Genomic DNA, 24,258 nt, shown 5'->3' with positions numbered 1-24,258 from the left:
AAAGGTAGAGTAAGAGCTGAGTAGCGAAAGATAAAAGAGAAAAGACGAGTTATCAAAGGATTATCCTGGCGGCGATAGTGCGGTGGAACCACCTGACACCATACCGAACTCAGAAGTGAAACGCTGTAATGCCGATGGTAGTGTGGGGCTTCCCCATGTGAGAGTAGGACACCGCCAGGTTACCAAATACATAAATAGAATGAAGCAGAGTAGAATAAAAGATAAGAACCCCGTGTCGAAAGATATGGGGTTTTTGTTTTCTCTGTGGAATATTAATTCGAATATTTCGTATTTTAAGGTATTATATCTATCATCTAATTTTCTATTTTGTATGAATATTTTTAATGAAACCAACCTTTCTAGAATTTAGACATCTTAAAACTTTGCTAGCTTTAAAAGAGACTGGTAGTGTTTCTTTAGCAGCAAAACGAGTATATCTAACCCAATCAGCCCTTTCTCACCAAATTAAATTAATAGAAGAACAGTTTGGTTTGCCTTTGTTTGAGCGTAAAAGTAATCCCCTTCGTTTTACTTCTGCGGGAGAGCGTTTAATTCGTCTTGCTAATGACGTGATGCCAAAAGTCGTTGATGCTGAACGTGATCTTGCTCGAGTTAAACATGGAGATGCAGGTCAGCTTCGCATAGCTGTGGAATGTCATACTTGTTTTGATTGGTTAATGCCTGCTATGGACGAATTTCGTCTGCATTGGGGGCTAGTTGAGTTGGATATTGTATCTGGTTTTCATACGGATCCTGTTGGTTTATTGCTTTCTCATCGAGCAGATTGGGCGATAGTATCAGAAATAGAGCATAATGATGATGTAATTTTTAAACCGCTCTTTTCTTATGAGATGGTTGGCATTTGCTCAAAAGATCACCCTTTAGCAGAAAAAGAAATTTGGGATGCGGAAGATTTTTCAGATGAAACCTGGGTAACTTACCCTGTTCCTGATGATATGTTAGATCTATTGCGTAAAGTGCTTAAACCAAAAGGCATTAATCCTACTCGCCGCACAACTGAATTGACTATTGCTATGATTCAATTAGTTGCAAGTCGTCGTGGCATTGCGACTATCCCTTATTGGGCTGCGTTGCCTTATTTGGAAAAGGGTTATGTCGTGGCAAGAAAAATCACAAAAGAAGGTTTACATAGCAATCTATATGCGGCTATTCGCAAAGAAGATGAATCCCTTTCTTATTTAGAAGATTTTTATCAAACCGTAAAAGCTCAAAGTTTTTCAACTTTACCAGGACTATCTGTTTTAGATTTATAGAAGTAATAAATGAATTTTTCTCAACAAAATCAGCAGCCCCACCTGATTAGTGTGGCGGCTAAAGCTGCTTTTCCTTATAGTGCGCCAATGATTGCAGGATTTTTATTTCTTGGTGTGGCATACGGTATTTATATGAAGTCACTAGGTTTCGGATTTTTATATCCTACTTTGATGGCTTTACTTATTTATGCCGGTTCTGTTGAGTTTATTGCTGCTGGAGCACTTATCGCACCTTTTTCTCCAATCAGTGTGTTATTAATTACCTTGATGATCAGTACTCGTCAGATTTTCTATGGCATATCAATGTTAGAAAAATATGGGGTACACATCGGTCATAAACGTTGGTATTTAATTACTACCCTTGTAGATGAATCCTTTTCTCTAAATTATATGGCCAAAATTCCACCTCACTTAGATAAAGGTTGGTATATGTTTTTTGTCAGCTTATATTTGCATATTTATTGGGTGGTTGGTGCTGCAATTGGTAACTTATTTGGCTCTGTTTTACCTTTTGATTTAAAAGGCGTGGAATTCTCGATGACAGCTCTTTTTTTAGTCATTTTTGCAGAAAATTGGATAAAGGAAAAATCCCATGAAAGCTCTCTCTTAGGTTTAGGGATTGCATTGGCTTTTTTACTGATTGTAGGCAAAGAATATTTCTTAATTCCAACATTAATTGGTATTTGGTTAATTCTAACTATGCGTGGACCTAAATTAGACACAAAATTGGAGTCGCTAAAATGACACTTACAGAACAAATTATGACGATTGGAATTTGTGTGCTTACTGTACAATTTACGCGCTTATTGCCATTTTTTGTCTTCCCAGCTAATCGTCCGATTCCACAATATATTCGCTATCTTGGAAAAGTTTTACCTCCAGCCATGTTTGGTATGCTTGTAGTTTATTGCTATAAGAATATTGATGTTTTAACTGGTTATCATGGTATTCCTGATTTTCTTGCAGGCATAGTGGTGCTAGGGTTGCATTTTTGGAAGAAAAATATGTTTCTATCTATTGCTGTTGGTACGCTTTTCTATATGCTTTTAGTTCAACTTGTCTTTATTTAGAATAAAATCATAACTTTCATTTCTCTAGAATCCTCTTGAATCTAAAGTTACTTCATAGTTTATAATCAATCCAATTTCTAGAATAATAGAAATTGGAATTCTAGTTATTACAAAAGATAGAAGCTCGTTTTATTAAATTCCTTTATTGTTCATTGTTAGATCATCTAGATCTCTAAAAGAATTTAGCCGGTGACAAAGTGCGTGTTGAGCGAGCTAATGTTATCTAATTCCCCCAAATTGGATAAGCTCCCAAAATTTAGATGTGCGCACTCGTCCCGGCTTTTTATGCGCTAATGATGATGAAAATACCTTTATTTTTCATAAGAAAAAATAATTTCATCTTGCAATCGGTTGCTTTTTTTTCTGATCTTTTCCTTATTTTAAAAATCTTTTATCATGGCGCCCGTTTTTATTTTTAATCGAAGAGAACAGAATTATGGAATTGAATTTAGTTGAATTATTGGGTTATATCGCAACCTTTTTTGTTGCAGTATCGTTTTTGTTTAAATCTATCGTACATCTACGCATTGTGAACAGCATTGGTGCAATTTTATTTGTCATCTATAGCGTAATTATCGCCGCTTATCCTGTAGCATTATTAAATGCATTTTTAGCCGTGGTGAATGTTTATCAACTTTGGCGATTAAGACAAGAAAAAGTCTCTAAATAAAAGAAAAGCGTTGAATTAAATTCCAACGCTTTTTTCTGGAAAAGTGCGGTGAAATTTGACCGCACTTTATCGTTTTAATGTTCACGAGTTTTGTAAAAAACGACACCAGGATAACGTTCTTGAGCTAAATTCAGATTTACCATTGTTGGCGCAATATAGGTTAAGTTATCTCCACCATCTAAAGCTAAATTTTGCTCGTTTTTGCGTTTAAATTCTTCGAATTTTTTCGCATCGGCACATTCCACCCAGCGTGCAGTTGCAACGTTCACATTTTCATAAATTGCTTCTACGTTATATTCAGTTTTTAGACGAGAAACTACCACATCAAACTGTAAGACACCTACCGCTCCCACGATTAAATCGTTGTTCATTAATGGGCGGAATACCTGAACGGCACCTTCTTCTGAAAGTTGTACTAAACCTTTAAGTAATTGCTTTTGTTTGAGAGGATCTCTTAAGCGAATACGGCGGAATAGTTCTGGCGCAAAGTTTGGAATCCCAGTAAATTTCAAGGTTTCACCTTGCGTAAAGGTATCGCCAATTTGGATCGTACCGTGATTATGTAAACCGATAATATCACCTGCGTAAGCTTCTTCGGCGTGAGCACGGTCGCCAGCCATAAAGGTGAGTGCATCAGAAATCACCACATCTTTACCAATTCGAACATGTTTTAATTTCATGCCTTTTTCATATTTGCCCGAAACCACACGCATAAAGGCAACACGGTCGCGGTGTTTTGGATCCATATTAGCTTGAATTTTAAATACGAAACCACTGAATTTTTCTTCTGAACTTTCGACTGTTCTTGTATCAGCTTGACGAGATTGTGGTTTTGGCGCCCATTGTGTCAAACCATCAAGGAAATGATCCACACCAAAGTTACCTAATGCTGTCCCGAAAAATACCGGCGTAAGTTCACCTTTAATGAAGGCATCATGTTCAAATTCGTTACTTGCGCCTTGCACTAATTCCAATTCATCGCGAAGTTGTTGTGCTAAATCATCGCCAACCGCAGCATCTAATTCAGAACTATTTAAACCCTTCACAATGCGAACTTCTTGAATAGTTGATCCTTGACCAGATTGATAAAGATAGGTTTCATCTTTAGCGATATGATAAACGCCTTTAAATAATTTCCCGCAACCAATCGGCCATGTAATTGGCGCACAACGAATTTTAAGAATATTTTCCACTTCATCTAACAATTCCATCGGATCGCGAATATCGCGGTCGAGTTTGTTCATGAAGGTGATGATTGGCGTATCACGTAAGCGAGTTACTTCCATTAGTTTAATTGTACGTTCCTCAACCCCTTTTGCTGAGTCGATAACCATTAAACAGCTATCCACAGCGGTTAAAGTGCGGTAAGTATCTTCAGAGAAATCTTCGTGCCCCGGAGTATCAAGTAAGTTCACCAAGCAATCGTTATAAGGAAATTGCATCACAGAAGTGGTAATCGAAATCCCACGTTGTTTTTCCATTTCCATCCAGTCGGATTTGGCATGTGCAGTTGAGCCTTTGCCTTTTACAGAACCTGCTGTTTGAATCGCATTTCCGTATAAAAGTACCTTTTCGGTGATGGTTGTTTTACCTGCATCGGGGTGGGAAATAATTGCAAAAGTGCGACGTTTATTAACTTCTTCTAATGGATAAATCATTGTTTCTTCTTCGTTCAATTAAAAATGTGGGCTATTTTCGCTGATTTTAGGTTTTTGCTCAAACGAATTTGTAAATAAAGTGCGGTTGGTTTTCTTAGAAAAATTGGTCTGCTTTGTACAAAGACAAATTTTCGCTTATACTACGCAAGTTTTTTACGCTAACAATATAGGAAAAATTATGGGTTTCTTAACAGGTAAATGCATTTTAGTAACCGGTCTTGCAAGCAATCGTTCTATCGCTTACGGGATCGCAAAATCAATGAAAGAACAAGGTGCAGAACTTGCTTTCACTTATTTAAACGATAAATTACAACCGCGCGTAGAAGAATTTGCCAAAGAATTTGGTTCTGATATCGTGCTTCCTTTAGATGTGGCAACCGATGAAAGCATCCAAAACTGCTTTGCAGAATTAAGCAAACGTTGGGAAAAATTTGATGGTTTTGTTCACGCAATTGCATTTGCGCCGGGCGATCAATTAGATGGAGATTATGTCAATGCTGCAACACGTGAAGGTTACCGTATTGCTCACGACATCAGTGCATTCAGTTTCGTTGCTATGGCACAAGCAGCACGTCCTTACTTAAATCCAAATGCAGCGTTATTAACGCTTTCTTATTTAGGTGCAGAACGCGCAATTCCTAACTACAACGTCATGTGTTTAGCGAAAGCGTCTCTTGAAGCAGCAACGCGCGTGATGGCTGCTGATTTAGGTAAAGAAGGTATTCGTGTGAATGCGATCTCTGCTGGTCCAATCCGCACTTTAGCAGCATCAGGCATTAAAAACTTCAAGAAAATGCTTTCTACCTTTGAGAAAACCGCTGCATTACGTCGCACTGTCACTATCGAAGATGTAGGTAACTCAGCTGCATTTTTATGCTCTGATTTAGCATCGGGTATTACTGGTGAAATCGTTCACGTAGATGCAGGTTTCAGCATCACCGCAATGGGCGAATTAGGCGAAGAATAATTTTTCTTACATTCTTTTTTAGGCAGGCTTTTCAGTCTGCCTTTTCTCTCTTTTAAAATATAACTATGTTTCAAGATAATCCTTTACTCGCACAGCTTAAACAACAAATCCACGACAGCAAAGAGCATGTAGAAGGCGTGGTAAAAAGCACCGATAAAGCCTATGGTTTTTTAGAGTGCGATAAGAAAACCTATTTTATCGCGCCGCCTTCAATGAAAAAGGTGATGCACGGTGACAAAATCAAAGCCACCATTGAAAAGCAAGGTGATAAAGAACAGGCCGAGCCGGAATCCTTAATTGAGCCAATGTTGACACGTTTCATTGCAAAAGTGCGGTTCAATAAAGATAAGAAATTGCAAGTTTTGGTGGATCATCCAAGTATCAATCAACCAATCGGCGCACAACAAACTAAATCCGTAAAAGAAGAATTACAGGAAGGCGATTGGGTGGTTGCTAATTTAAAAACTCACCCATTACGTGATGATCGCTTTTTCTATGCCACTATTAATCAGTTTATTTGCCGAGCTGACGATGAATTTGCCCCTTGGTGGGTAACATTAGCACGTCATGAGCAATCTCGTTATCCTGTGCAAGGCGCTGAAAGTTATGAAATGTTAGATCAACAAACCCGTGAAGATCTGACCGCACTTCATTTTGTGACTATCGACTCTGAAAGTACAATGGATATGGACGATGCCTTATATATCGAGCCTATCGAACAAAATAGTGAACAAACAGGTTGGAAATTAGTTGTCGCGATTGCCGATCCAACTGCTTATATCGCGTTAGATTCTCAAATTGAAAAAGATGCGAAACAGCGTTGTTTCACCAATTATTTGCCGGGCTTTAACATCCCAATGTTGCCACGCGAATTATCTGATGAATTATGTTCGTTAATCGCAAATGAAACGCGTCCAGCGCTTGTTTGTTATATCGAAACGGATCTTGAAGGCAATATTACGATCAAACCGCATTTTGTTTCGGCTTATGTTCAATCTAAAGCGAAATTGGCTTATAACAAAGTGTCGGATTATTTAGAACAGACAGACAATGCATGGCAACCCGAAACATCAGAAATTGCACAGCAAATTGATTGGTTACATCAATTTACTAAAGCTCGTATTCAATGGCGTAAGACTCATTCTTTGTTATTTAAAGAAAAACCGGATTATTCTTTTGTGCTAGCGGAAAATGGCAAAGTGGCAGAAATCAAAGCAGAATATCGTCGTATAGCCAATCAAATTGTCGAAGAATCGATGATTATTGCTAACATTTGTGCCGCGCAATTTTTAGCAGAGCATGCACAAACTGGTATTTTCAATACGCATAGCGGTTTTGATAAAAAATTCTTAGAGAATGCGCACAATTTCTTAATGGCAAATTTAGCCAATGAACAAAATCAAGCTGAACTTGCTGAGCGTTATTTGGTAGAAAATTTGGCAACATTAAACGGTTATTGCCAAATGCGCCACGATATTGAACCGATTGAAGGCGACTATTTAGAATTCCGTTTACGTCGTTATTTAACTTTCGCCGAATTTAAATCAGAATTAGCACCGCACTTTGGCTTAGGCTTGGAAGGCTATGCAACTTGGACTTCGCCCATCCGTAAATATTCTGATATGGTGAACCATCGTTTAATTAAAGCAGTATTGACACAACAAGTTTGTAATAAGCCACAAGATGAAGTGCTGACCCGTTTACAAGAGGCTCGTCGCCAAAATCGCTTAGTAGAACGTGATATTGCAGATTGGTTATATTGCTGTTATCTTGCTGATAAAGTTGCATCAAATGCTGAATTTGAGGCGGAAGTACAAGATGTGATGCGTGGTGGATTACGTGTGCAATTATTAGAAAATGGTGCCTCAATGTTTATACCTGCTTCAACTTTACATAATAATAAAGAAGAAATGCAGGTGAATTCTGATGAGATTGCCCTTTATATTAAAGGTGAGCGTATTTACAAAATAGGTGATATTGTGAAAGTGAAACTTACGGAAGTGAAAGAGGCAACTCGCAGTATTGTCGGCGAAATCGTTCAATAAAATTGTTCTTCTTTAAACCGATTTTCAGTGATTGAAAATCGGTTTTTTCTTGTAGCCAGACGAAAGTCTGACTATAAAAACTATACGCTATACGTATGGAGGCAAATAGCTTAAGCGATGAACAGAAAAAATCCTCGCTATAAAAATGTGGAGATAGTAGAGGAGCATGTAATGTTAGACTATATCCACATGCTCTTAAAGATTCTACATAAAAACCGCACGTTTTACGTGCGGATTGTTATTTTATAATAGGTTATTCTTCAGAACCACTTTCTTCCAAAGAATCTTCTTCATCTGCATCACAAACACGTTCTAAACTTACTACGTGTTCATCATCTGCAGTACGAATTAAACGGACACCTTGAGTGTTACGGCCTACGATGCTCACTTCGCTTACGCGTGTGCGAACAAGGGTTCCTGCATCAGTGATCAACATAATTTGGTCGGTTTCTTCTACTTGAGTTGCGGCAACGACTTTACCATTGCGTTCACTCACTTTAATCGAAATCACACCTTTTGTATTACGTGATTTAGTTGGGTATTCACTTAATTGTGTGCGTTTTCCATAGCCGTTTTGCGTTGCGGTTAAAATTGCACTTTCACCTTTTGGCACAACAAGAGAAACCACTTTATCGATATTTAAGTCTAATGATGCTTCTGCGTTGTCATCAGAAATATCTTCAATTTCTACTGCACTTTCATCGTCAGAAATATCATTTGTTAAAGCCAGTTTGATACCACGAACTCCAGTTGCTAAACGCCCCATTGCACGCACAGCATTTTCAGCAAAACGTACCACGCGACCTTGTGATGAGAACAACATAATTTCGTTGCTACCATCAGTAATATCCACGCCGATTAATTCATCTTCGTCACGTAAATTCAATGCGATGATACCGTTTGAACGAGGACGGCTAAATTCGGTTAAGGCGATTTTCTTCACAATACCGCCTGCAGTTGCCATGACTACGAATTTATCTTCTTCGTAAGCAGAAACTGGTAAAATTGCAGTAATACGTTCGTTTTCTTGTAACGGAAGAATATTCACAATTGGACGACCACGTGCGCCACGGCTTGCTTGTGGAAGTTGATATACTTTCAACCAATATAAACGACCACGGCTAGAGAAGCAGAGGATCGTATCGTGAGTGTTTGCCACCAGTAATTTTTCGATGAAATCTTCTTCTTTCATCTTCGTTGCAGATTTGCCTTTACCGCCTCGACGTTGTGCTTCGTAGTCGGTAAGCGGTTGATATTTCACATAACCTTCGTGAGAAAGGGTAACCACCACATCTTCTTGTGCGATTAAATCTTCTAAATCTATATCGCCAGAGGCTGCAGTAATTTCAGTTAAACGATCATCACCGAATTGTGCTTTCACTTCTTCCAATTCTTCATGAATCACTTCCATTAAGCGTTCTGCGCTACTTAAAATATGAAGAAGATCGGCTATTTTAACTAATAATTCTTCATATTCTTTTACAACTTCTTCAAAGGCAATGCCAGTTAAACGGTGTAAGCGAAGTTCTAGAATTGCGTTTACTTGCGCTGGTGATAAGTAATATTGTTCGCCTTGAATACCAAGATTTTCTTCTAAATCATCAGGACGAGCAGAAACATCAAGAAGATTAATAATATCGCTATGTAACGTCCAAGAGCGCGAACTGATTGCTGTTGCCGCTTCCTCACGGTTTTTAGAGTTACGAATGATCGCAATCATTTCATCGATATTAGAACGAGCAACTGCTAAACCTTCCAAAATGTGCGTACGTTCACGCGCTTTGCGAAGCTCAAAGATGGAACGACGTGTAACCACTTCACGGCGGTGTAAAACGAAGGATTCAATGATTTCTTTAAGATTAAATAAACGTGGCTGACCGTGATCCAATGCTACCATATTGATACCAAAGGTCACTTGCATTTGAGTAAGCGAGTAAAGATGGTTTAATACCACTTCACCTACTGCATCACGTTTAATATCAATTTCAATACGAATCCCTTCTTTGTTTGAAAGGTCAGTAATATTGCTGATGCCTTCGATTTTTTTCTCGCGAATTAATTCAGCGATTTTCTCGACTAATTTTGCTTTATTTACTTGGTATGGCAATTCAGACACGATAATTTGCTCGCGTCCTTTTTCGTTGGTTTCTACCGTTGCACGAGCACGAACATACACTTTACCACGACCAGTGCGATAGGCTTCTTCAATCCCTTTACGACCATTAATTAACGCAGCAGTAGGGAAGTCAGGCCCTGGAATATGTTGCATTAATTCATCAATGGTAATTTCATTGTTGTCGATATAAGCCAAACAACCATTTAATACTTCATTTAAGTTGTGTGGAGGAATGTTAGTTGCCATCCCTACGGCAATACCGGAAGAACCATTTGCTAAAAGTGCTGGAATACGAGTAGGCAATACATCTGGAATCATTAATTCGCCATCATAGTTTGGCGAGAAATTGACGGTTTCTTTATCCAAATCCGTGAGCAATGCTTGCGTGATTTTTTGCATACGTACTTCGGTATAACGCATTGCAGCTGGCGCATCACCATCAATTGAACCAAAGTTACCTTGTCCATCAACCAACATATAGCGAAGTGAGAATGGTTGTGCCATACGAACGATTGTATCGTACACAGCCGAGTCACCATGCGGGTGATATTTACCGATTACATCACCCACAACACGCGCTGATTTTACGTATTTTTTATTGGCGGTATTGCCTTCGCGATCCATTGAGAACAACACGCGGCGGTGAACAGGTTTTAAACCATCTCGAACGTCAGGTAATGCACGCCCAACGATAACCGACATCGCGTAGTCAAGGTAGGAAGATTTGAGTTCTTCTTCGATATTGACAGGGGTGATAGATGATTGGATTGAATCCGTCATTGGTATTCCTTTTTTGATCAAAAATTGTGGCGGATTATAGCATAAAATTGTGGATATGTGGTTTTTGATATCAGGATTTCGCCTGATGGCGACCTACTTTTTCTTTGCGTTGCCAAAGAAAAAGTAGGCAAAAAGAAAGGCAACCCTGCTTTTCCTTATTTCCTTTGTTCCATTGAATTTGTTTCACGGAAATTTTCTAAACTCGCTGCGCTCAAACAGACGAAAATTTCCTACAAATTCAATTACACAAAGGCGGAAAAGAAGGGATTATTTTTAAGTGCGTGTAAAATATTTAAATATTTTTATAATGCTTAGATAAACTAAATTCCCCATATAAATCGCCTTTGCGCTTTCAATTTTTAGGCAATTTTCGTCTGTTTGAGCGCAGCGAGTTTAGAAAATTGTCGTTAAGAAAATTGAAATAAAGCAAAGATTAGCGATTTAATTGGGGCGTGTTTTCTTTGCTTACTTTCTTTTACACGAGTAAAAGAAAGTAGGTCGTCGTCAGGCGAAATCCTGACCTAATTATTTCCAATTTTCACGCTTTGCTTTCTGCAACTTCCCATACGCTCCCAACAACGCCTGATGTTCCTTAAAGTTTTCCAAATTTTCATCACTTGCTGGAAGATTGTAGAATGGATTGCCACCTTCAGAGACAGCTGCCCAGGCTTGTTTAACTGCATCTTTGCCATACATTTTCTCAAACACTGAACGATATTGCTCTGGTTCGCGAGTTTGATCTAAATGTAATTCAATGATGGAAATTAATGCGCGGTAATAATTCACACGCTCTGTGGTGAATACGGAGCTGTTCATATTCAGTGTCCAATTTGCCCAATCTAATGCTTGTTCTAATTCGCCTAATGCAAGGTAGAGCATTGATTTTAATTCACCGACGCGTAAGGTTGTCCAGCCACTATTTTTAGGTGCAACGATACCGATAAATTCACGCACGCGAGTCGCGTCGTCAATATCTTGTCCGTCTAATTCTTCTAATAACTCTTGATAAGTTTCCGCATCGTGATGCCAGTTTGGTAAATCGAGTAAAATTTCGCGCCAATCCATTCCCATATTGTTGTTGGCGTAAATTAAATCGTCTGCAGGATAAATATCAGACATGCCTGGCACAATAATACGGCACGCATAGACATCTAAATGGTTGTAATCCATCACGTAAACTTCTTTTTCATCCGCACGGAAAATCGCCATTAAATTATTGTATTCTTCTTGCGTTGTACCGCTGAAATCCCAATCAGAAAATTCATAATCAGGTGTTTCTTTGAATAAATCCCAAGAAATTAAACCGCTTGAGTCAATAAAGTGGGTTTCTAAATTAGCGTGTTCAGCCACATCATCGTTATTGAAAGATGGCGGAGAGAAAACATCTAAATCTTTTAAACTGCGACCTTGTAAGAGTTCAGTCACCGTACGTTCTAACGCTACTTGGAAATTTGGATGTGCGCCGAAAGAGGCAAAGCACGTGCCGTTATTCGGATTTAATAATACGACGCAAATAACAGGGTATTTTCCGCCAAGTGAAGCATCAAAAGCATAAATTGGGAAACCTTCTTCCTCTAATTTTGCAATGGAAGCCTGAATAGATGGATAGCGATCCATCACTGATTTTGGAATTTCTGGCAGACTGATCGCTTCGGCGATAATTTTGTTTTTCACATAACGCTCAAATACTTCTGACAAGCCTTGCACGCGAGCTTCAAATTTCGTATTGCCCGCAGACATGCCATTTGAGACATAAAGGTTCGCAATAATACTTTGTGGAATGTAAACGGTTTGTTCATCTGATTGACGAACATAAGGCATCGCTACGATCCCACGATCATAATTGCCAGATTGTAAATCTACCAATAATTCAGGCGTAAGCTCGGCATTAGGATCAAAATAATCCAATAAATAATCATCTAAAATGCCATTAGGCAGCAAAGCATCATCTTCAATCGGGAACCATTTTTCATTGGGATAATGCACAAAATCGCCGTTTGAAATTTCTTGCCCTAAATAGAAATCGGCAAAGAAATAATTAGTGGAAAGACGCTCAAAATATTCACCAAGGGCAGAGGCTAAAGCCGCTTTTTTGCTTGCCCCTTTACCATTAGAAAAACACTGTGGGCAGTCTTTATCGCGAATATGTACAGACCACACATTTGGCACAGGATTAAGCCAAGATGCATCTTCAATATTAAAACCAAGTGCGGTCAATTTTTGCTGAAATTTTGCAATACTATCTTCCAATGCGGCATCTTTGCCGGGGATAAACGTTTGTTCTGTCATTTTTGTTCCTAAATGAGAAAAAAGTGCGGTGAATAATAGGGGAGTTTTAATAGCGGGGCAAGATTTTTTCGGAAAAAATAAACCCCGAAAAATTTCGGGATTTTCTACTGACTTTTAATGTATATTTGATTGTAGTTAAAGTAACGTTGGATTGAACCGCATTTTCAAGGCAATCGTAATGGCGGCGAAAATTTTTTCATCGTTGAGAGGAAAGTTTTCGCGTAAAGTGCGGTAGGAATCGGTAATGTTTATTTGAGCTTGTGATAATTCATTTAATAAAATCGGGAGAGAAAGATTGAGTTGCTCAGCGATTTGTTGAATAGAAAAATGTTCGAAAGTCATCATCAAGCGATCTAAATTGCAGTAAGAGGGCATGCGATTATGTGTGATAAGATCGGCAAATTGCGTGTTGATTTTTACCCATTTCTTCTTGCGGCTATAAAAATGCAGTAACAAACCAAATACGACCAATCCTGCAAAGAAAAGATGAATGTCTAAGGCTTGAGTAAAAGGAAATCCTAGCCACATTGAAATACCACTTGCAACAACGAAAAGCAAACTTAAGGCTAATCCCCACACTAAGAAAAATTTATAAATCACTTCAAATTTCATTGAATTGTCCTTTTCTACAAAATAACCATAGGAAAATATAGAACACCTAATATTATAGAGTCCTTTTATCTCATTTTACTACGTTATATTTGAATTAATATATCGATGCTGTAGAATTCGTTGCAATGTCTGGTTTTTAAAAAGTTAAAATGAAAAAATACTTATCATTTTAACCGCACTTCACCCGAACTTTTACATCAACATTTGAATAACTACATTGAAAAATCACTATGACTATTTACGACATCAATTTTGCTGAACTTTATCAACAACACTTAATCGCTTGTAATCATTACAACTTACCTCCGACAAAATGGGATAAAAAAGCCGTGAAAATGGCAGAAAATTTGGTCGGCAAGCCTTCAGCATATAATCAGCAATTATTGCAAGCTATGAATGTGCAAACCGATGAAACTGTGTTGGATATTGGCTGTGGGCCGGGTACTTTTGCTGTGCCACTCGCACAACAAGGTTCAACGGTATATGCCTTGGATTATAGCAATGGAATGTTGGATTGCTTGGCGCAATTCAAACAGAAATTTGGTTTGCATAATCTGACTACATTTCATAAATCTTGGGCGGATAATTGGGATGATGTGCCGCAAGCTGATGTGGTGTTGGCATCTCGTTCAACGTTAGTGGACGATTTGGACGATATGATCGAAAAACTCTGTGCCAAAGCGAAAAAACGTGTGTTTTTGACTTCTGTCACGCAACGTCATTTTTTAGATGAGGGCGTATTTGAGGCGATTGGTCGTGAAGATATTGGTTTCCCGACTTATATTTATTTACTCAATCGGTTGTATCAAAAAGGAATTCAGGCAAATTTGAATTTTATTGAAACCGAATCGGGTTGTTTTCAAGGTGAAAGCTATGAGGATTTATTAGCCTCGGTGGAATTTTCTTTAGGCAAACTTTCCGAAAAAGAAAAACAAGGTTTAAAAGCCTTTTACGATCGTAAACAAGCCAACAACGAACCAATTTCTCACGGACAAAAAAAATGGGCGTTGATTTGGTGGAATGCGGAACGAGCCTAACTTTTAAGTTTGAATGCATTTACCGGCTCTAAAAATACTGGTATTTTTGACCGCACTTTTTCTGGGTTGAGAGTCAGAGGATAAGTCCGTTTTTGCGCAATGATTAACGTGATCGGCGAAAAAATTGTTGCGCGTTTATTTTGGGTTGCAATAGGGCATTTTTCAATCACTTCAAAATTGAGCAATGAAAGCCAATCAATCACACGCCAAGCAGGGTAGTGACGCAGCGGATAATCTCCCATTTTTCTTTTGAAAATCAGTGGACTTAATGGATTAAATAAAGCAATAAAAATCCAGCCATCGTCAGCCAGTACACGATGAGATTCACGCAGAATTTGATGCGGATCTTGCGCAAAATTAAGCGTGCTCATTAAAAACACGGCATGGATTTCTTTTTGAATGAACGGCAATTCGATGAGGCTTGCTTGAACTAAGCTAACTTTAGCATTGCAAAGTGCGGCAAGATTTGGCGTGATTTTTTCGCTCAGAATAATCTGGTGGTGCATAGGCAAATTCGTTGTAACTTCACCACTTAACTCACCGATCTTCAAAACCTGATGACCTAAAATTTTGGGCATCCAAGGCATTAACATTTGGCGTAAGGTTTGGCAATAATCATCCCCCTTTGGCAAATTTTGCCAACTTTCAGGATGAATGAAAGGCTTGGTCGCTTTGGCATTCCAGTTTACAATCATTTTATTCCTCCATCACAAATGAAAAGGATGATTATGTTATTTGCTTTGCCTGCGCTGAATGATAACTACATTTGGCTTTATCAACGAGAAAATATGCCTCTTATTATTGTCGATTTGCCTGAAACCGACAAGTTGTTTGCATGGCTAGATAAGCAAAATGTAACGGTTGAAGCAGTATTGCTTACTCACGAACATGAGGATCATACACAAGGTGTGTCGGCATTTAAAAAACGTTATCCAACGGTGCCGATTTATGGGTCGCAAGAATGTGAGAAAAAAGGCGCAACTCAAATTGTGAACGAAGGGAAGATCCTTACCGCATATTATCAAATTGATGTCATTCCGACGGGTGGACACACTAAACAGCACGTGAGTTTTTTAGTGGATAATCATTTATTTTGTGGCGATGCGTTATTTTCTGCTGGTTGTGGACGTGTTTTCACAGGTAATTATGCACAGATGTTTGAAGGTCTACAGCGTTTGAATACATTGCCAGACGAGACGATTGTTTGCCCTGCTCACGAATATACATTGGGAAATTTAGCGTTTGCAGAAACTGTGCTGGTGGAGAAAAGTGCGGTAGAAAAAAGTGCGGTAGAAAAACAACGTATTTTTGTTGAAACACAACGAGCTGAAAATAAACCAAGCTTGCCAACAACATTAAAACTAGAGAGAGAAATTAATCCGTTTTTACAAGCAAAAACACTTGAAGAATTTACCGCACTTCGCAAAGCCAAAGATATTTTCTAAGTTATCTTTTTTATTGGGGAAAAGTGCGGTGATTATTTAAATTAGCGGGTTATTTCTTTCTTGCTAACATCGTAGCAAATTTCATTTTAATGCGATTGCCGTTTTCATCGGTTTTGTGTAATTCGCCCATATTTTCGTTATATTCTAAAAACTCCCAATCTTTGTAATATTCTTTTAATTCATTTTCAGCGAAAGTGAAAGAGAACGGAAGTGGGCAAGGCACATCATCTGTGGACATAGCGGCAACGATTAAGTTATACCCGCCAACATTGGTGTGTTCTTGCATATTTTTGATGATTGACGGCACACGTTCACGATTTAAGAACATAAATACCACCGTTGAAACAATAAAATCATAGTTTTCTTGAATGTTGGCGGCGTTAATATCGTAAAGTGCGGTAGAAATATTAAGGTTTTCTTTCTCTTTGGTTTCATTTAAAAAGGCAATGCTGTTTTCATTGTGATCCCAAGAGGTCACATCATAGCCTAATAAACTTAAATAAAGTGAATTACGCCCTTGTCCACAACCTAAATCTAATACTTTACAAGGCGAGATAATTTTTGCTGCATCCACCACATCGCCGTGAGTAGCTGTCATGTTGTATTTTTTACTGAAGTAATCTTCTTTTTTGCAATAGAAACCTAGGGTACATTCAAGGTCATCAGAAAGGGCTTCAACACGATGCCATGCTTGAGGTTCAACAAAAGGAATGTCGCTTTCTGGGGTAAAAATATGCTCGGCAATGACATCGCCATTTTCGGTTAGCTCATAAAATTTGAGCTTACCTTTTAATACAGTTAATTTCCCCCAAGTGCCGACTTTTGTGTTGTGCTTTTCTTGGAACATTTGTGGTAATTTGTCTTTTGTCCACACTGGCATTTGTTTATAGCAGATTAATTCGTTTTTCATAATATTCTCCAAATAGATAAATAGTTGAGTGTTATAGTAGGTTATAAGTCGCCTATTTTCAACAAGAAAATAAAAGGGCAACGTAATGTTGCCCTCATTTAGATTGAATTGATTATTTTACTTGCATGCCTGCGGTGACACCGATATCGGCAGAAAGTAAGAATAAGTCACTACCGCCTGTTCCTGCGGATAGAATCATCCCCTCAGATACACCGAATTTCATTTTACGTGGTGCAAGGTTTGCCACCATAATCACAAAACGACCTTCTAATTCTTCAGGCTTATTGTAAGCCGCTTTAATGCCAGAGAAGACTTGACGAGTATGATCGCCAAGATCCAATTCAAAACGTAAAAGTTTATTGGATTCTGGCACCGCTTCGCATTTCAATACTTTTGCTACACGCATATCAAGTTTAGCGAAATCATCAATAGTGATGGTTTCAGCAATAGGTTCAACGGCAGAAAGTGCGGTTGGTTTTGCCTCGGTTTTTTCTGCTGCTTTATTGGCTGCTGCAAATAAGGCTTTAGTTTCTTCTACAACAGAATCAATTTGTTTTTTCTCTAAACGAGAGAATAAGGCTTTAAACGGTGCAAGAGTATGGCTAAGTAATGGTTGATGAATATTATCCCAACGTAATTCAGCTTGTAAGAAGGCTTCTGCACGTTCTGCCAGTTTTGGAAGAACAGGTTTTAAGTAAGACATCAACACGCGGAAAAGCTCAATACCCATTGAACATACGGCTTGTAATTCTGCCTCTTTGCCTTCTTCTTTTGCAATCACCCAAGGGGCTTTTTCATCAATGTATTTATTGGCTTTATCCGTTAATGCCATAATTTCACGAATGGCTTTATTGTATTCACGGCTTTCGTAGTAAGCGGCGATTTGCTCAGCTTGGGCGGTAAATTCTGCAAATAATGCTTCATCTTCCAGTTTATTTGCAAGTTTGCCTTCAAAGCGTTTCGCAATAAAACCGGCATTGCGTGAAGCTAAATTCACTAATTTGTTTACAATATCCGTATTTACACGTTGTACGAAATCTTCAAGATTAAAGTCTAAATCTTCAATGCGATCATTTAATTTTGCCGCATAGTAATAACGCAAACATTCAGGATCAATATGATTTAAATAAGTGCTGGCTTGAATGAAAGTTCCGCGAGATTTTGACATCTTTGCTCCATCCACCGTGACATAGCCGTGAGTGAATACATTAGTCGGTTTACGATAGCCACTACCTTCAAGCATTGCAGGCCAGAATAGACTGTGGAAATAAACGATGTCTTTACCGATGAAATGATAAAGCTCTGCATCGCTGTCTTCAGCCCAAAATTCATTGAAATCAATGCCTTTACGATTGCATAGATTTTTGAATGAAGCCATATAGCCGATTGGCGCATCTAACCAAACATAGAAGAATTTATCTTTTGCGCCCGGAATTTCAAAACCGAAATAAGGCGCATCGCGTGAAATATCCCATTGTTGTAAACTGCTTTCAAACCATTCTTGCATTTTGTTCGCAATTTCAGATTGAAGTGAGCCAGAACGTGTCCATTCTTTTAACATGCCTTCAAATGCAGGTAGGTCAAAGAAAAAGTGTTCAGATTCTTTTACCACAGGCGTTGCGCCAGAAACGGCTGAACGAGGATTAATTAAATCCATTGGGCTATAAGTAGAAGCACAAACTTCGCAGTTATCTCCATATTGATCTTCTGCTTTACATTTCGGGCAAGTGCCTTTCACAAAACGATCAGGCAAGAACATATTTTTTTCAGGGTCGAATAACTGAGAAATGACTTTACTCTTAATAAAGCCATTGGCTTTGAGTTTATTGTAAATTTCTGCAGTGAGCTGTTTATTTTCTTCGCTGTGAGTGGAATGATAGTTATCAAAACTAATATTGAACCCTGCAAAATCACGCACGTGATCGGCTTTTGCTTTGGCAATTAATTCTTCAGGGGGAATGCCAAGTTTATCAGCATTCAACATAATGGGTGTGCCGTGTGCATCGTCTGCACAGACAAAATGGATTTTATTGCCACGCATACGTTGAAAACGCACCCAAATATCCGCTTGGATATGTTCTAACATATGGCCTAAATGAATTGCCCCATTGGCATAAGGCAAGGCGCAAGTGACTAAAATTTTACGGGGTTGAGTTGTCATTTTTATTCTCTTTTTTAGTATACAAAAATTGTGCTTATCTTACTAGAAAAAAAAATAAGGGGCTAGTTTAAAACTTAATAAAATGCTATAAGAATTGATTTTTTATTACATAATAGGTAGAATATTATTACATCTCATTAGATTTCCTTATATTTAGTTTATTTATACACTGAATGCCAGTGTTACTACTTCAACAACATTTTATTCCCTACAATATATTAGAGGTTTTGCAGCATTAGCTGTATTATTTTTTCACTTAAGAGCTTCATTAAATAATGCTTATTCTCAGGTTAACTTAGGAGATCTACTTTTTTCACAAGGATATTTGGGAGTTGATTTCTTTTTTGTATTAAGCGGATTTATTATTTGTTTTTCTACAGAAAAAGAAAACTATGGATGGGGTTCATTTATTATTAGAAGATTTTTTAGAATTTATCCTTTACTTATTATTTGTATAACTACATATTATTTAGTAATGAGAAATTATGATTTGCATTATTATTTGATTTCTGTATTAGGATTTAACTTTAATTATCAAGCTTCTGCGCCTCATTTTGGTTATAATGTATTACCTTCTGCATAGTCGATTTCTTATGAGATAGTTTTCTATTTTGTTTTTTCTATAGCAATGGCTATTAATCATAAATATCGTGTGTATATCACTATTTTTTTAATTTTTCTTTTGTATCTTTCTTCTAGTTACTATTTTAACCATGATTTTTATTTATACTTTGGGGCGGGAGATAACAACTTAGTTGGAGAACATAATGTGTTGTATATATTTACCTCTTCAATGTTCTTTGAGTTCATTTACGGCATGTTGATTTATTTGTTTTATAAATATTCTAAAGGTTTTCTAGGGAATTTAAATATAGTAAATGCCTATCCAATTAAAGTTGCCTTTGTTTTATGTGGTATTTATCTGTTTTTCTTTATTTTGTCTAATGATAAAGATAACTTTTATTGGCTTCTGGAGACTGGGTCGTTTTCTGGTGGGGTTATTGCATCTTTATTTATTATTTTATGTATCTTATATGAGACTTTATTTAAAATATCTCGTTCATCTTTATTAATATATTTTGGAGAAATATCTTATTCACTTTATATCAGTCATATGGTGTTTACTGATTTTATTTATCATAAGTTTTATATTGTAAAACAAAATGGTCTTGCTACCTTTTTTATGGTAACTATCTTATGTATTTTACTAGCTATGATTTTACATCATACAATTGAAAAACCAATGATATCTTATTCAAAAAAATTAGTTTTACGTATGAAAAGTTCATTTTAATGAAAAATGAGTAATTGTTATCACTTTTTTTCTAGTTTGAAAAACTTTAACTTAACATACCGCACTTTCCGTGATTAAATATGCCCGACAAATTTACTCTACTAAACAGGAAGTTATTATGGCAACCTACTTTTCTGATAATTTGACTGCCGAGCAGCAAAATCAAGTTCAGCAGATTATTCAACAATTTCAGCATCCAACCCTGCAAAAGGACCTGATTGCGCTTAATACTTTGAAAAAAGTGGAAAAGGGCGGTGATACTTTACGCATTGAATTGAAATTACCTTTTGCATGGAATTCTGGTGCAGAACAGTTAAAACAAGCGGTTTCAGATGCGTTGTTGAAAGCGACAGATTGCAAAGCAATTAAATGGGCGATCTCGTATCAAATCGCTACACTTAAACGTGCAAATAATCAACCCGCTGTAAAAGGTGTGAAAAATATTATTGCTGTGAGTTCTGGCAAAGGCGGCGTAGGGAAATCATCGGTTTCTGTTAATCTAGCTTTAGCATTACAAGCACAAGGCGCACGCGTAGGAATTTTAGATGCGGATATTTATGGCCCTTCCATTCCACATATGTTAGGCGCAGCGGATCAACGTCCAACTTCTCCAGATAATCAACACATCACTCCAATTAAAGCACATGGTTTATCTACAAATTCTATTGGCTTTTTAATGAATGAAGACAGCGCAACAATTTGGCGTGGCCCAATGGCGAGTAGCGCATTAAGCCAATTATTAAATGAAACCCTATGGGATAGTTTAGATTATCTTGTTATCGATATGCCTCCGGGCACGGGCGATATTCAACTTACCTTATCACAACAAATCCCTGTGACTGGTGCAGTGGTAGTGACAACTCCGCAAGATATTGCTTTGCTTGATGCGGTGAAAGGTATTTCAATGTTTGAGCGAGTATCCGTGCCAGTGTTGGGTATTGTAGAAAATATGTCTATGCACATTTGTAGCGAGTGCGGTCACCACGAAGCGATTTTTGGCACAGGCGGTGCAGAGAAAATGGCGGAAAAATACAATGTGAAAGTATTAGCTCAGCTTCCTTTACACATTCGTATCCGTGAAGATTTAGATGCGGGCAACCCAACTGTTGTGCGAGTGCCTGAAAATGAAATTTCACAAGCGTTCCTACAACTCGCAGAAAAAGTCTCTACAGAACTTTATTGGCAAGGTTCCGTCATCCCAAGTGAGATTTTATTTAAAGAAGTGAAATAATCGAAAAAAGATAGGGCTGCATTTGCAGCCCTGTTTTATTGTGGATCAATTAAATCAACAAGTTTCATAATAACTTCATCGATTAAATAATCTTCTGCTTTTGTAGCAAATTTTGCCTGTCGTTCTTCTAAATCTAATGCTCTTAGTTGGTGGCACAAAATAACACCAGTTATTTTTCCTGATTGAGTGCTATTTCCATCAAGAGTAACTGTCACACTTTGTGAACGTGCTGCATTTCCACCTGTTGAAATTGGGCAACAAAGAGCCGTTCCTAATGCGTTGTTTAATAACTCATCAGTTATGACAATAAAGTAATGTGGGCTGTGTAATTCCTTTCCTTTTGTTGGATCGGGATCAATGTACCAAATTTCACCTTTTTTTGGGGCTCGCATTACCATACTTCTTTCCCTACGGCTTTAGAGCTAGTGAGTTCTGAGATTGATGCATTTAAGTTTGCTATTTCTTTGCTATCAATAGCTGTTAATAATTCCGCAATGCTCTTTCGTCCTCTTGCTTTCCGTTTAACTGGGGTCAGCACAACTTGTTCTCCTTGCGGTTCTAAATTGATTTTATTTCCAATTTCCCAGCCCATTTTTTGCAATATTGCCATTGGAACAGTTAGAATTGCGGCACCACCTTGTTGTCTTAATGTCGCTTGCATAATGATCTCCTAGATTAAAGTGCTACTTTGTGCAACATTGTAGTGCAAATAAAAAATAAAACAACTCTAATTTACCCCACCCATTTCACCACTTCATCCAACGTTTTACGGGATTTTTTTGCAATATCGCGTGAGCGGTAGCCGAAGGTTGCGGCGACAGAAACCGCATATTCTTGAGGATCGAATAATCCTTCTTCGGCGAGACATTCATTCATTTTATCGTAATGAAAACCTTCAATAGGGCAAGAGTCGATGCCAAGAGCTGTAGCTCCAGTAAGCATATTGGCAAGGGCGATATAAGTTTGTTTACTGCACCAATCAAATAAAGTGCGGTCGCTTTCGAGCAATTTCATATCTTCTTCTTGCAGTGCTTTGTATTTCGCGAGGGCGGCTTGTTGTTGGTCTGCGTTCAGGCCTTTGCGCGCCATTACATCCACAAAAAATGGGCTGTCATAACGGGCATTTTTCTTCGCTAAAATCACCACAAGATGACTGCAATTATCAAGCTGATTCATCATTCCCCAGCTAAAAGGTTTCATTTTTTCGCGTAAGGTTTTATTTTGAATCACTAAAAATTTCCAAGGCTCAGAGCCGACAGAACTCGGCGATAATCGACCGCACTCTAAAATACATTCAAAATCTTCATCACTAATTTTTTTTGCGGGATCGTAATAACGTGTTGAGCTGCGTTGATTAAAGAGTTCAAGAACTTGTTCACGAGTAAGTTGAGTCATTTTATTTCCTCTTTTTTAAACAAAAATGTGCTGCCATATTAAAGATTAGTTTTTGCTAAAACAAGGGAAAGATTCTAGAATAGTCAGCACTTTTATCACAGAGGGTGAAAATAATGACAAGAATTGCAATTATTCCTGCGAGAGCAGGTTCTAAAGGAATTAAAGACAAAAATTTACAGCTTGTGGGTGGCGTTTCTTTGGTGGGGCGAGCGATTTTGGCAGCGCAAGAATCGGGCATGTTTGATCAAATTGTGGTGACATCAGACGGTGAAAATATTTTAAAAGAAGCCACAAAATATGGTGCAAAACCAGTGGCACGCCCTGAAAGTTTGGCACAAAGTGATACGCGCACCATTGATGCTATTTTGCATTGCTTAGAAACACTTAATATTTCACAAGGCACCGCCGCACTTTTTCAACCAACCAGCCCATTGCGCAATGCTTTAGATATTCGTAATGCGATGGAAATTTTCCTTGGCGGCAAATATAAATCCGTGGTTTCAGCTTGCGAATGTGAGCATCATCCTTATAAATCCTTCACTTTAGAAGGCACCGAAGTTCAGCCTATTCACGAATTAACGGATTTTGAAGCCCCTCGCCAAAAATTACCGAAATCTTATCGTGCAAATGGCGCAATTTATATTAATGACATCGAAAGTCTCTTTGAAGAGAAACGCTTTTTTATTGTGCCAATGCGTTTTTATTTAATGCCAACTTATCGTTCTATTGATATCGATTCCACACTTGATTTGCAATTAGCAGAAAGTTTAATTTCAAAAGAATTTTAAGAAAATTGACCGCACTTTGCGGTCTTTGTTTTTTGATAAGCCTATTTGCTTTTTCTCAATAAAAACTCCCCTAAAAATCACCGCATTTTTGCTTACTTCTTGTGCAAAAAAAGCAAGCGTTTGCTTTGCGTTTTTATGATATTTTTAAATGTAAATTATTGTAAAGATTGTTCTGACTTCTTGAGATTGGTAAATATTACACGACCACCTTATATATTCTTCAGTTCAACGAAGTCGGAGTTTGTGCGGTTTATTGAGTATATGCAGGAAGATAAGATTGATAATTGGCAAGCCTTTGATAATGCGCAACGAATTGTAGTCAATGCCTCAGCAAGCTATTCAGGTAAGTATGAGGATAATATGGTTTACAAGTTCTAAACTCTGTAAAATTTAAACGCCCTTTAATGATGATTTAAAGGGCGTTTTTATTTCTCAAATTTAGCGATTTTTAACCGCTTAAAATGGGAAACAGCCAAGATTTCAGATTTCTCACTTTTAACGGTTATGTTTCTCAAA

The 24,258-nt window shown here is 37.8% G+C and carries 20 protein-coding genes, 1 rRNA gene and 2 pseudogenes; 13 read left to right on the top strand and 10 right to left on the bottom strand.

The window, feature by feature from the left end; all coding sequences use genetic code 11:
• The first annotated feature begins 64 nt into the window (after positions 1 to 64).
• The 5 genes from rrf (at position 65) to AC6H0A_RS03915 (ending at position 3,014) form a co-directional block, all read left to right on the top strand.
• Positions 65 to 180 (top strand): 5S ribosomal RNA (gene rrf / locus AC6H0A_RS03935).
• Positions 181 to 344: 164 nt separating this feature from the next.
• Complete coding sequence (locus AC6H0A_RS03930) at positions 345 to 1,274, top strand: LysR family transcriptional regulator (RefSeq protein WP_005643711.1); 930 nt, start codon at positions 345 to 347, stop codon at positions 1,272 to 1,274.
• 9 nt (positions 1,275 to 1,283) lie between these two features.
• Positions 1,284 to 2,018 carry an azaleucine resistance protein AzlC gene (gene azlC, locus AC6H0A_RS03925; RefSeq protein ID WP_005643715.1) on the top strand — a complete coding sequence of 245 codons (735 nt, stop codon included), beginning with the start codon at positions 1,284 to 1,286 and terminating at the stop codon, positions 2,016 to 2,018.
• Positions 2,015 to 2,344 carry a branched-chain amino acid transporter permease gene (locus AC6H0A_RS03920; RefSeq protein ID WP_005643719.1) on the top strand — a complete coding sequence of 110 codons (330 nt, stop codon included), beginning with the start codon at positions 2,015 to 2,017 and terminating at the stop codon, positions 2,342 to 2,344. Before azlC ends, AC6H0A_RS03920 begins: the two co-directional genes overlap by 4 nt.
• A gap of 436 nt (positions 2,345 to 2,780) precedes the next feature.
• A complete protein-coding gene (locus AC6H0A_RS03915) occupies positions 2,781 to 3,014 on the top strand; it encodes a YgjV family protein (RefSeq protein WP_005628380.1) in 234 nt (77 codons plus the stop codon).
• A gap of 74 nt (positions 3,015 to 3,088) precedes the next feature.
• Here AC6H0A_RS03915 and prfC read toward each other — a convergent pair whose 3' ends face one another.
• Positions 3,089 to 4,672 (bottom strand): peptide chain release factor 3, encoded by a 1,584-nt coding sequence (prfC, locus tag AC6H0A_RS03910; RefSeq protein ID WP_179230999.1) that lies wholly within the window; start codon positions 4,670 to 4,672, stop codon positions 3,089 to 3,091.
• A 178-nt stretch (positions 4,673 to 4,850) separates the two neighbouring features.
• Between prfC and AC6H0A_RS03905 the strand changes: the two genes are divergently transcribed.
• A complete protein-coding gene (locus tag AC6H0A_RS03905) occupies positions 4,851 to 5,639 on the top strand; it encodes an SDR family oxidoreductase (RefSeq protein ID WP_044233310.1) in 789 nt (262 codons plus the stop codon).
• Between the two features lie 65 nt (positions 5,640 to 5,704).
• Complete coding sequence (gene rnb / locus AC6H0A_RS03900) at positions 5,705 to 7,684, top strand: exoribonuclease II (RefSeq protein ID WP_005643727.1); 1,980 nt, start codon at positions 5,705 to 5,707, stop codon at positions 7,682 to 7,684.
• A gap of 253 nt (positions 7,685 to 7,937) precedes the next feature.
• On the opposite strand, the gene gyrA is transcribed toward rnb, so the two are convergent.
• From gyrA to AC6H0A_RS03885, 3 genes are all read right to left on the bottom strand, one after another.
• Positions 7,938 to 10,580: a DNA topoisomerase (ATP-hydrolyzing) subunit A gene (gene gyrA, locus AC6H0A_RS03895; RefSeq protein ID WP_005643730.1), complete on the bottom strand. Its 2,643-nt coding sequence runs from the start codon at positions 10,578 to 10,580 to the stop codon at positions 7,938 to 7,940.
• A 525-nt stretch (positions 10,581 to 11,105) separates the two neighbouring features.
• The gene (gene ycaO / locus AC6H0A_RS03890) at positions 11,106 to 12,869 is read right to left on the bottom strand and encodes a 30S ribosomal protein S12 methylthiotransferase accessory factor YcaO (protein ID WP_497512464.1); all 1,764 of its coding nucleotides are present in this window, start codon (positions 12,867 to 12,869) and stop codon (positions 11,106 to 11,108) included.
• Between the two features lie 135 nt (positions 12,870 to 13,004).
• Complete coding sequence (locus AC6H0A_RS03885; RefSeq protein ID WP_005643735.1) at positions 13,005 to 13,481, bottom strand: hypothetical protein; 477 nt, start codon at positions 13,479 to 13,481, stop codon at positions 13,005 to 13,007.
• 230 nt (positions 13,482 to 13,711) lie between these two features.
• Between AC6H0A_RS03885 and AC6H0A_RS03880 the strand changes: the two genes are divergently transcribed.
• Entirely contained in the window at positions 13,712 to 14,518 is an 807-nt protein-coding gene (locus tag AC6H0A_RS03880; protein WP_005643737.1) for a class I SAM-dependent methyltransferase, read from the top strand.
• On the opposite strand, the gene AC6H0A_RS03875 is transcribed toward AC6H0A_RS03880, so the two are convergent.
• Positions 14,515 to 15,213, bottom strand: a complete 699-nt coding sequence (locus AC6H0A_RS03875) for a methyltransferase domain-containing protein (RefSeq protein ID WP_005643739.1) — start codon at positions 15,211 to 15,213, stop codon at positions 14,515 to 14,517. The genes AC6H0A_RS03880 and AC6H0A_RS03875 overlap by 4 nt on opposite strands.
• Before the next feature lie 33 nt (positions 15,214 to 15,246).
• Between AC6H0A_RS03875 and gloB the strand changes: the two genes are divergently transcribed.
• Positions 15,247 to 15,963: a hydroxyacylglutathione hydrolase gene (gloB, locus tag AC6H0A_RS03870; RefSeq protein ID WP_044233311.1), complete on the top strand. Its 717-nt coding sequence runs from the start codon at positions 15,247 to 15,249 to the stop codon at positions 15,961 to 15,963.
• A 49-nt stretch (positions 15,964 to 16,012) separates the two neighbouring features.
• Here gloB and tehB read toward each other — a convergent pair whose 3' ends face one another.
• Together tehB and metG are read right to left on the bottom strand one after the other, a co-directional pair.
• Positions 16,013 to 16,873, bottom strand: coding sequence for an SAM-dependent methyltransferase TehB (gene tehB, locus AC6H0A_RS03865; RefSeq protein ID WP_044233312.1), 861 nt, complete (start codon positions 16,871 to 16,873; stop codon positions 16,013 to 16,015).
• Positions 16,874 to 16,985: 112 nt separating this feature from the next.
• Positions 16,986 to 19,034, bottom strand: coding sequence for a methionine--tRNA ligase (gene metG, locus AC6H0A_RS03860; protein WP_497512461.1), 2,049 nt, complete (start codon positions 19,032 to 19,034; stop codon positions 16,986 to 16,988).
• A gap of 160 nt (positions 19,035 to 19,194) precedes the next feature.
• Between metG and AC6H0A_RS03855 the strand changes: the two are divergent.
• Together AC6H0A_RS03855 and apbC are read left to right on the top strand one after the other, a co-directional pair.
• Positions 19,195 to 20,328 (top strand): annotated as a pseudogene (locus AC6H0A_RS03855) (acyltransferase family protein).
• Between the two features lie 118 nt (positions 20,329 to 20,446).
• On the top strand, positions 20,447 to 21,559 hold the full coding sequence (apbC, locus tag AC6H0A_RS03850) for an iron-sulfur cluster carrier protein ApbC (RefSeq protein ID WP_005642332.1): 1,113 nt from the start codon (positions 20,447 to 20,449) through the stop codon (positions 21,557 to 21,559).
• Between the two features lie 35 nt (positions 21,560 to 21,594).
• On the opposite strand, the gene AC6H0A_RS03845 is transcribed toward apbC, so the two are convergent.
• The 3 genes from AC6H0A_RS03845 to AC6H0A_RS03835 all read right to left on the bottom strand — a co-directional run bounded on the left by AC6H0A_RS03845 (position 21,595) and on the right by AC6H0A_RS03835 (position 22,954).
• The gene (locus AC6H0A_RS03845) at positions 21,595 to 21,957 is read right to left on the bottom strand and encodes a type II toxin-antitoxin system PemK/MazF family toxin (protein ID WP_005642330.1); all 363 of its coding nucleotides are present in this window, start codon (positions 21,955 to 21,957) and stop codon (positions 21,595 to 21,597) included.
• Complete coding sequence (locus AC6H0A_RS03840) at positions 21,951 to 22,220, bottom strand: AbrB/MazE/SpoVT family DNA-binding domain-containing protein (protein WP_005642329.1); 270 nt, start codon at positions 22,218 to 22,220, stop codon at positions 21,951 to 21,953. The genes AC6H0A_RS03845 and AC6H0A_RS03840 overlap by 7 nt, the downstream gene beginning before the upstream one ends.
• 71 nt (positions 22,221 to 22,291) lie before the next feature.
• Complete coding sequence (locus AC6H0A_RS03835; protein WP_005642328.1) at positions 22,292 to 22,954, bottom strand: NAD(P)H-dependent oxidoreductase; 663 nt, start codon at positions 22,952 to 22,954, stop codon at positions 22,292 to 22,294.
• A 113-nt stretch (positions 22,955 to 23,067) separates the two neighbouring features.
• On the opposite strand from AC6H0A_RS03835, the gene siaB reads away from it, so the two are divergent.
• Together siaB and AC6H0A_RS03825 are read left to right on the top strand one after the other, a co-directional pair.
• Entirely contained in the window at positions 23,068 to 23,742 is a 675-nt protein-coding gene (gene siaB, locus AC6H0A_RS03830) for a 5-acetyl neuraminic acid cytidyl-transferase (RefSeq protein ID WP_005642326.1), read from the top strand.
• 165 nt (positions 23,743 to 23,907) lie between these two features.
• Positions 23,908 to 24,120, top strand: a pseudogene (locus AC6H0A_RS03825) (hypothetical protein); the annotation flags it as partial.
• Between the last annotated feature and the right edge of the window lie 138 nt (positions 24,121 to 24,258).

It is taken from the genome of Haemophilus sp. THUN1692 (genome assembly GCF_059704395.1).
Note: the sequence above shows the minus strand (reverse complement) of the source record. Positions and strands in the feature narration are given on the sequence as shown.

What these genes read in the sequence shown, in the direction of transcription:
- AC6H0A_RS03930 (WP_005643711.1), top strand. Translation starts at nt 345, where the DNA reads ATGAAACCAACCTTTCTAGAATTTAGACATCTTAAAACTTTGCTAGCT.
- azlC (WP_005643715.1), top strand. Translation starts at nt 1,284, where the DNA reads ATGAATTTTTCTCAACAAAATCAGCAGCCCCACCTGATTAGTGTGGCG.
- AC6H0A_RS03920 (WP_005643719.1), top strand. Translation starts at nt 2,015, where the DNA reads ATGACACTTACAGAACAAATTATGACGATTGGAATTTGTGTGCTTACT.
- AC6H0A_RS03915 (WP_005628380.1), top strand. Translation starts at nt 2,781, where the DNA reads ATGGAATTGAATTTAGTTGAATTATTGGGTTATATCGCAACCTTTTTT.
- prfC (WP_179230999.1), bottom strand. Translation starts at nt 4,672, where the DNA reads ATGATTTATCCATTAGAAGAAGTTAATAAACGTCGCACTTTTGCAATT.
- AC6H0A_RS03905 (WP_044233310.1), top strand. Translation starts at nt 4,851, where the DNA reads ATGGGTTTCTTAACAGGTAAATGCATTTTAGTAACCGGTCTTGCAAGC.
- rnb (WP_005643727.1), top strand. Translation starts at nt 5,705, where the DNA reads ATGTTTCAAGATAATCCTTTACTCGCACAGCTTAAACAACAAATCCAC.
- gyrA (WP_005643730.1), bottom strand. Translation starts at nt 10,580, where the DNA reads ATGACGGATTCAATCCAATCATCTATCACCCCTGTCAATATCGAAGAA.
- ycaO (WP_497512464.1), bottom strand. Translation starts at nt 12,869, where the DNA reads ATGACAGAACAAACGTTTATCCCCGGCAAAGATGCCGCATTGGAAGAT.
- AC6H0A_RS03885 (WP_005643735.1), bottom strand. Translation starts at nt 13,481, where the DNA reads ATGAAATTTGAAGTGATTTATAAATTTTTCTTAGTGTGGGGATTAGCC.
- AC6H0A_RS03880 (WP_005643737.1), top strand. Translation starts at nt 13,712, where the DNA reads ATGACTATTTACGACATCAATTTTGCTGAACTTTATCAACAACACTTA.
- AC6H0A_RS03875 (WP_005643739.1), bottom strand. Translation starts at nt 15,213, where the DNA reads ATGATTGTAAACTGGAATGCCAAAGCGACCAAGCCTTTCATTCATCCT.
- gloB (WP_044233311.1), top strand. Translation starts at nt 15,247, where the DNA reads ATGTTATTTGCTTTGCCTGCGCTGAATGATAACTACATTTGGCTTTAT.
- tehB (WP_044233312.1), bottom strand. Translation starts at nt 16,873, where the DNA reads ATGAAAAACGAATTAATCTGCTATAAACAAATGCCAGTGTGGACAAAA.
- metG (WP_497512461.1), bottom strand. Translation starts at nt 19,034, where the DNA reads ATGACAACTCAACCCCGTAAAATTTTAGTCACTTGCGCCTTGCCTTAT.
- apbC (WP_005642332.1), top strand. Translation starts at nt 20,447, where the DNA reads ATGGCAACCTACTTTTCTGATAATTTGACTGCCGAGCAGCAAAATCAA.
- AC6H0A_RS03845 (WP_005642330.1), bottom strand. Translation starts at nt 21,957, where the DNA reads ATGGTAATGCGAGCCCCAAAAAAAGGTGAAATTTGGTACATTGATCCC.
- AC6H0A_RS03840 (WP_005642329.1), bottom strand. Translation starts at nt 22,220, where the DNA reads ATGCAAGCGACATTAAGACAACAAGGTGGTGCCGCAATTCTAACTGTT.
- AC6H0A_RS03835 (WP_005642328.1), bottom strand. Translation starts at nt 22,954, where the DNA reads ATGACTCAACTTACTCGTGAACAAGTTCTTGAACTCTTTAATCAACGC.
- siaB (WP_005642326.1), top strand. Translation starts at nt 23,068, where the DNA reads ATGACAAGAATTGCAATTATTCCTGCGAGAGCAGGTTCTAAAGGAATT.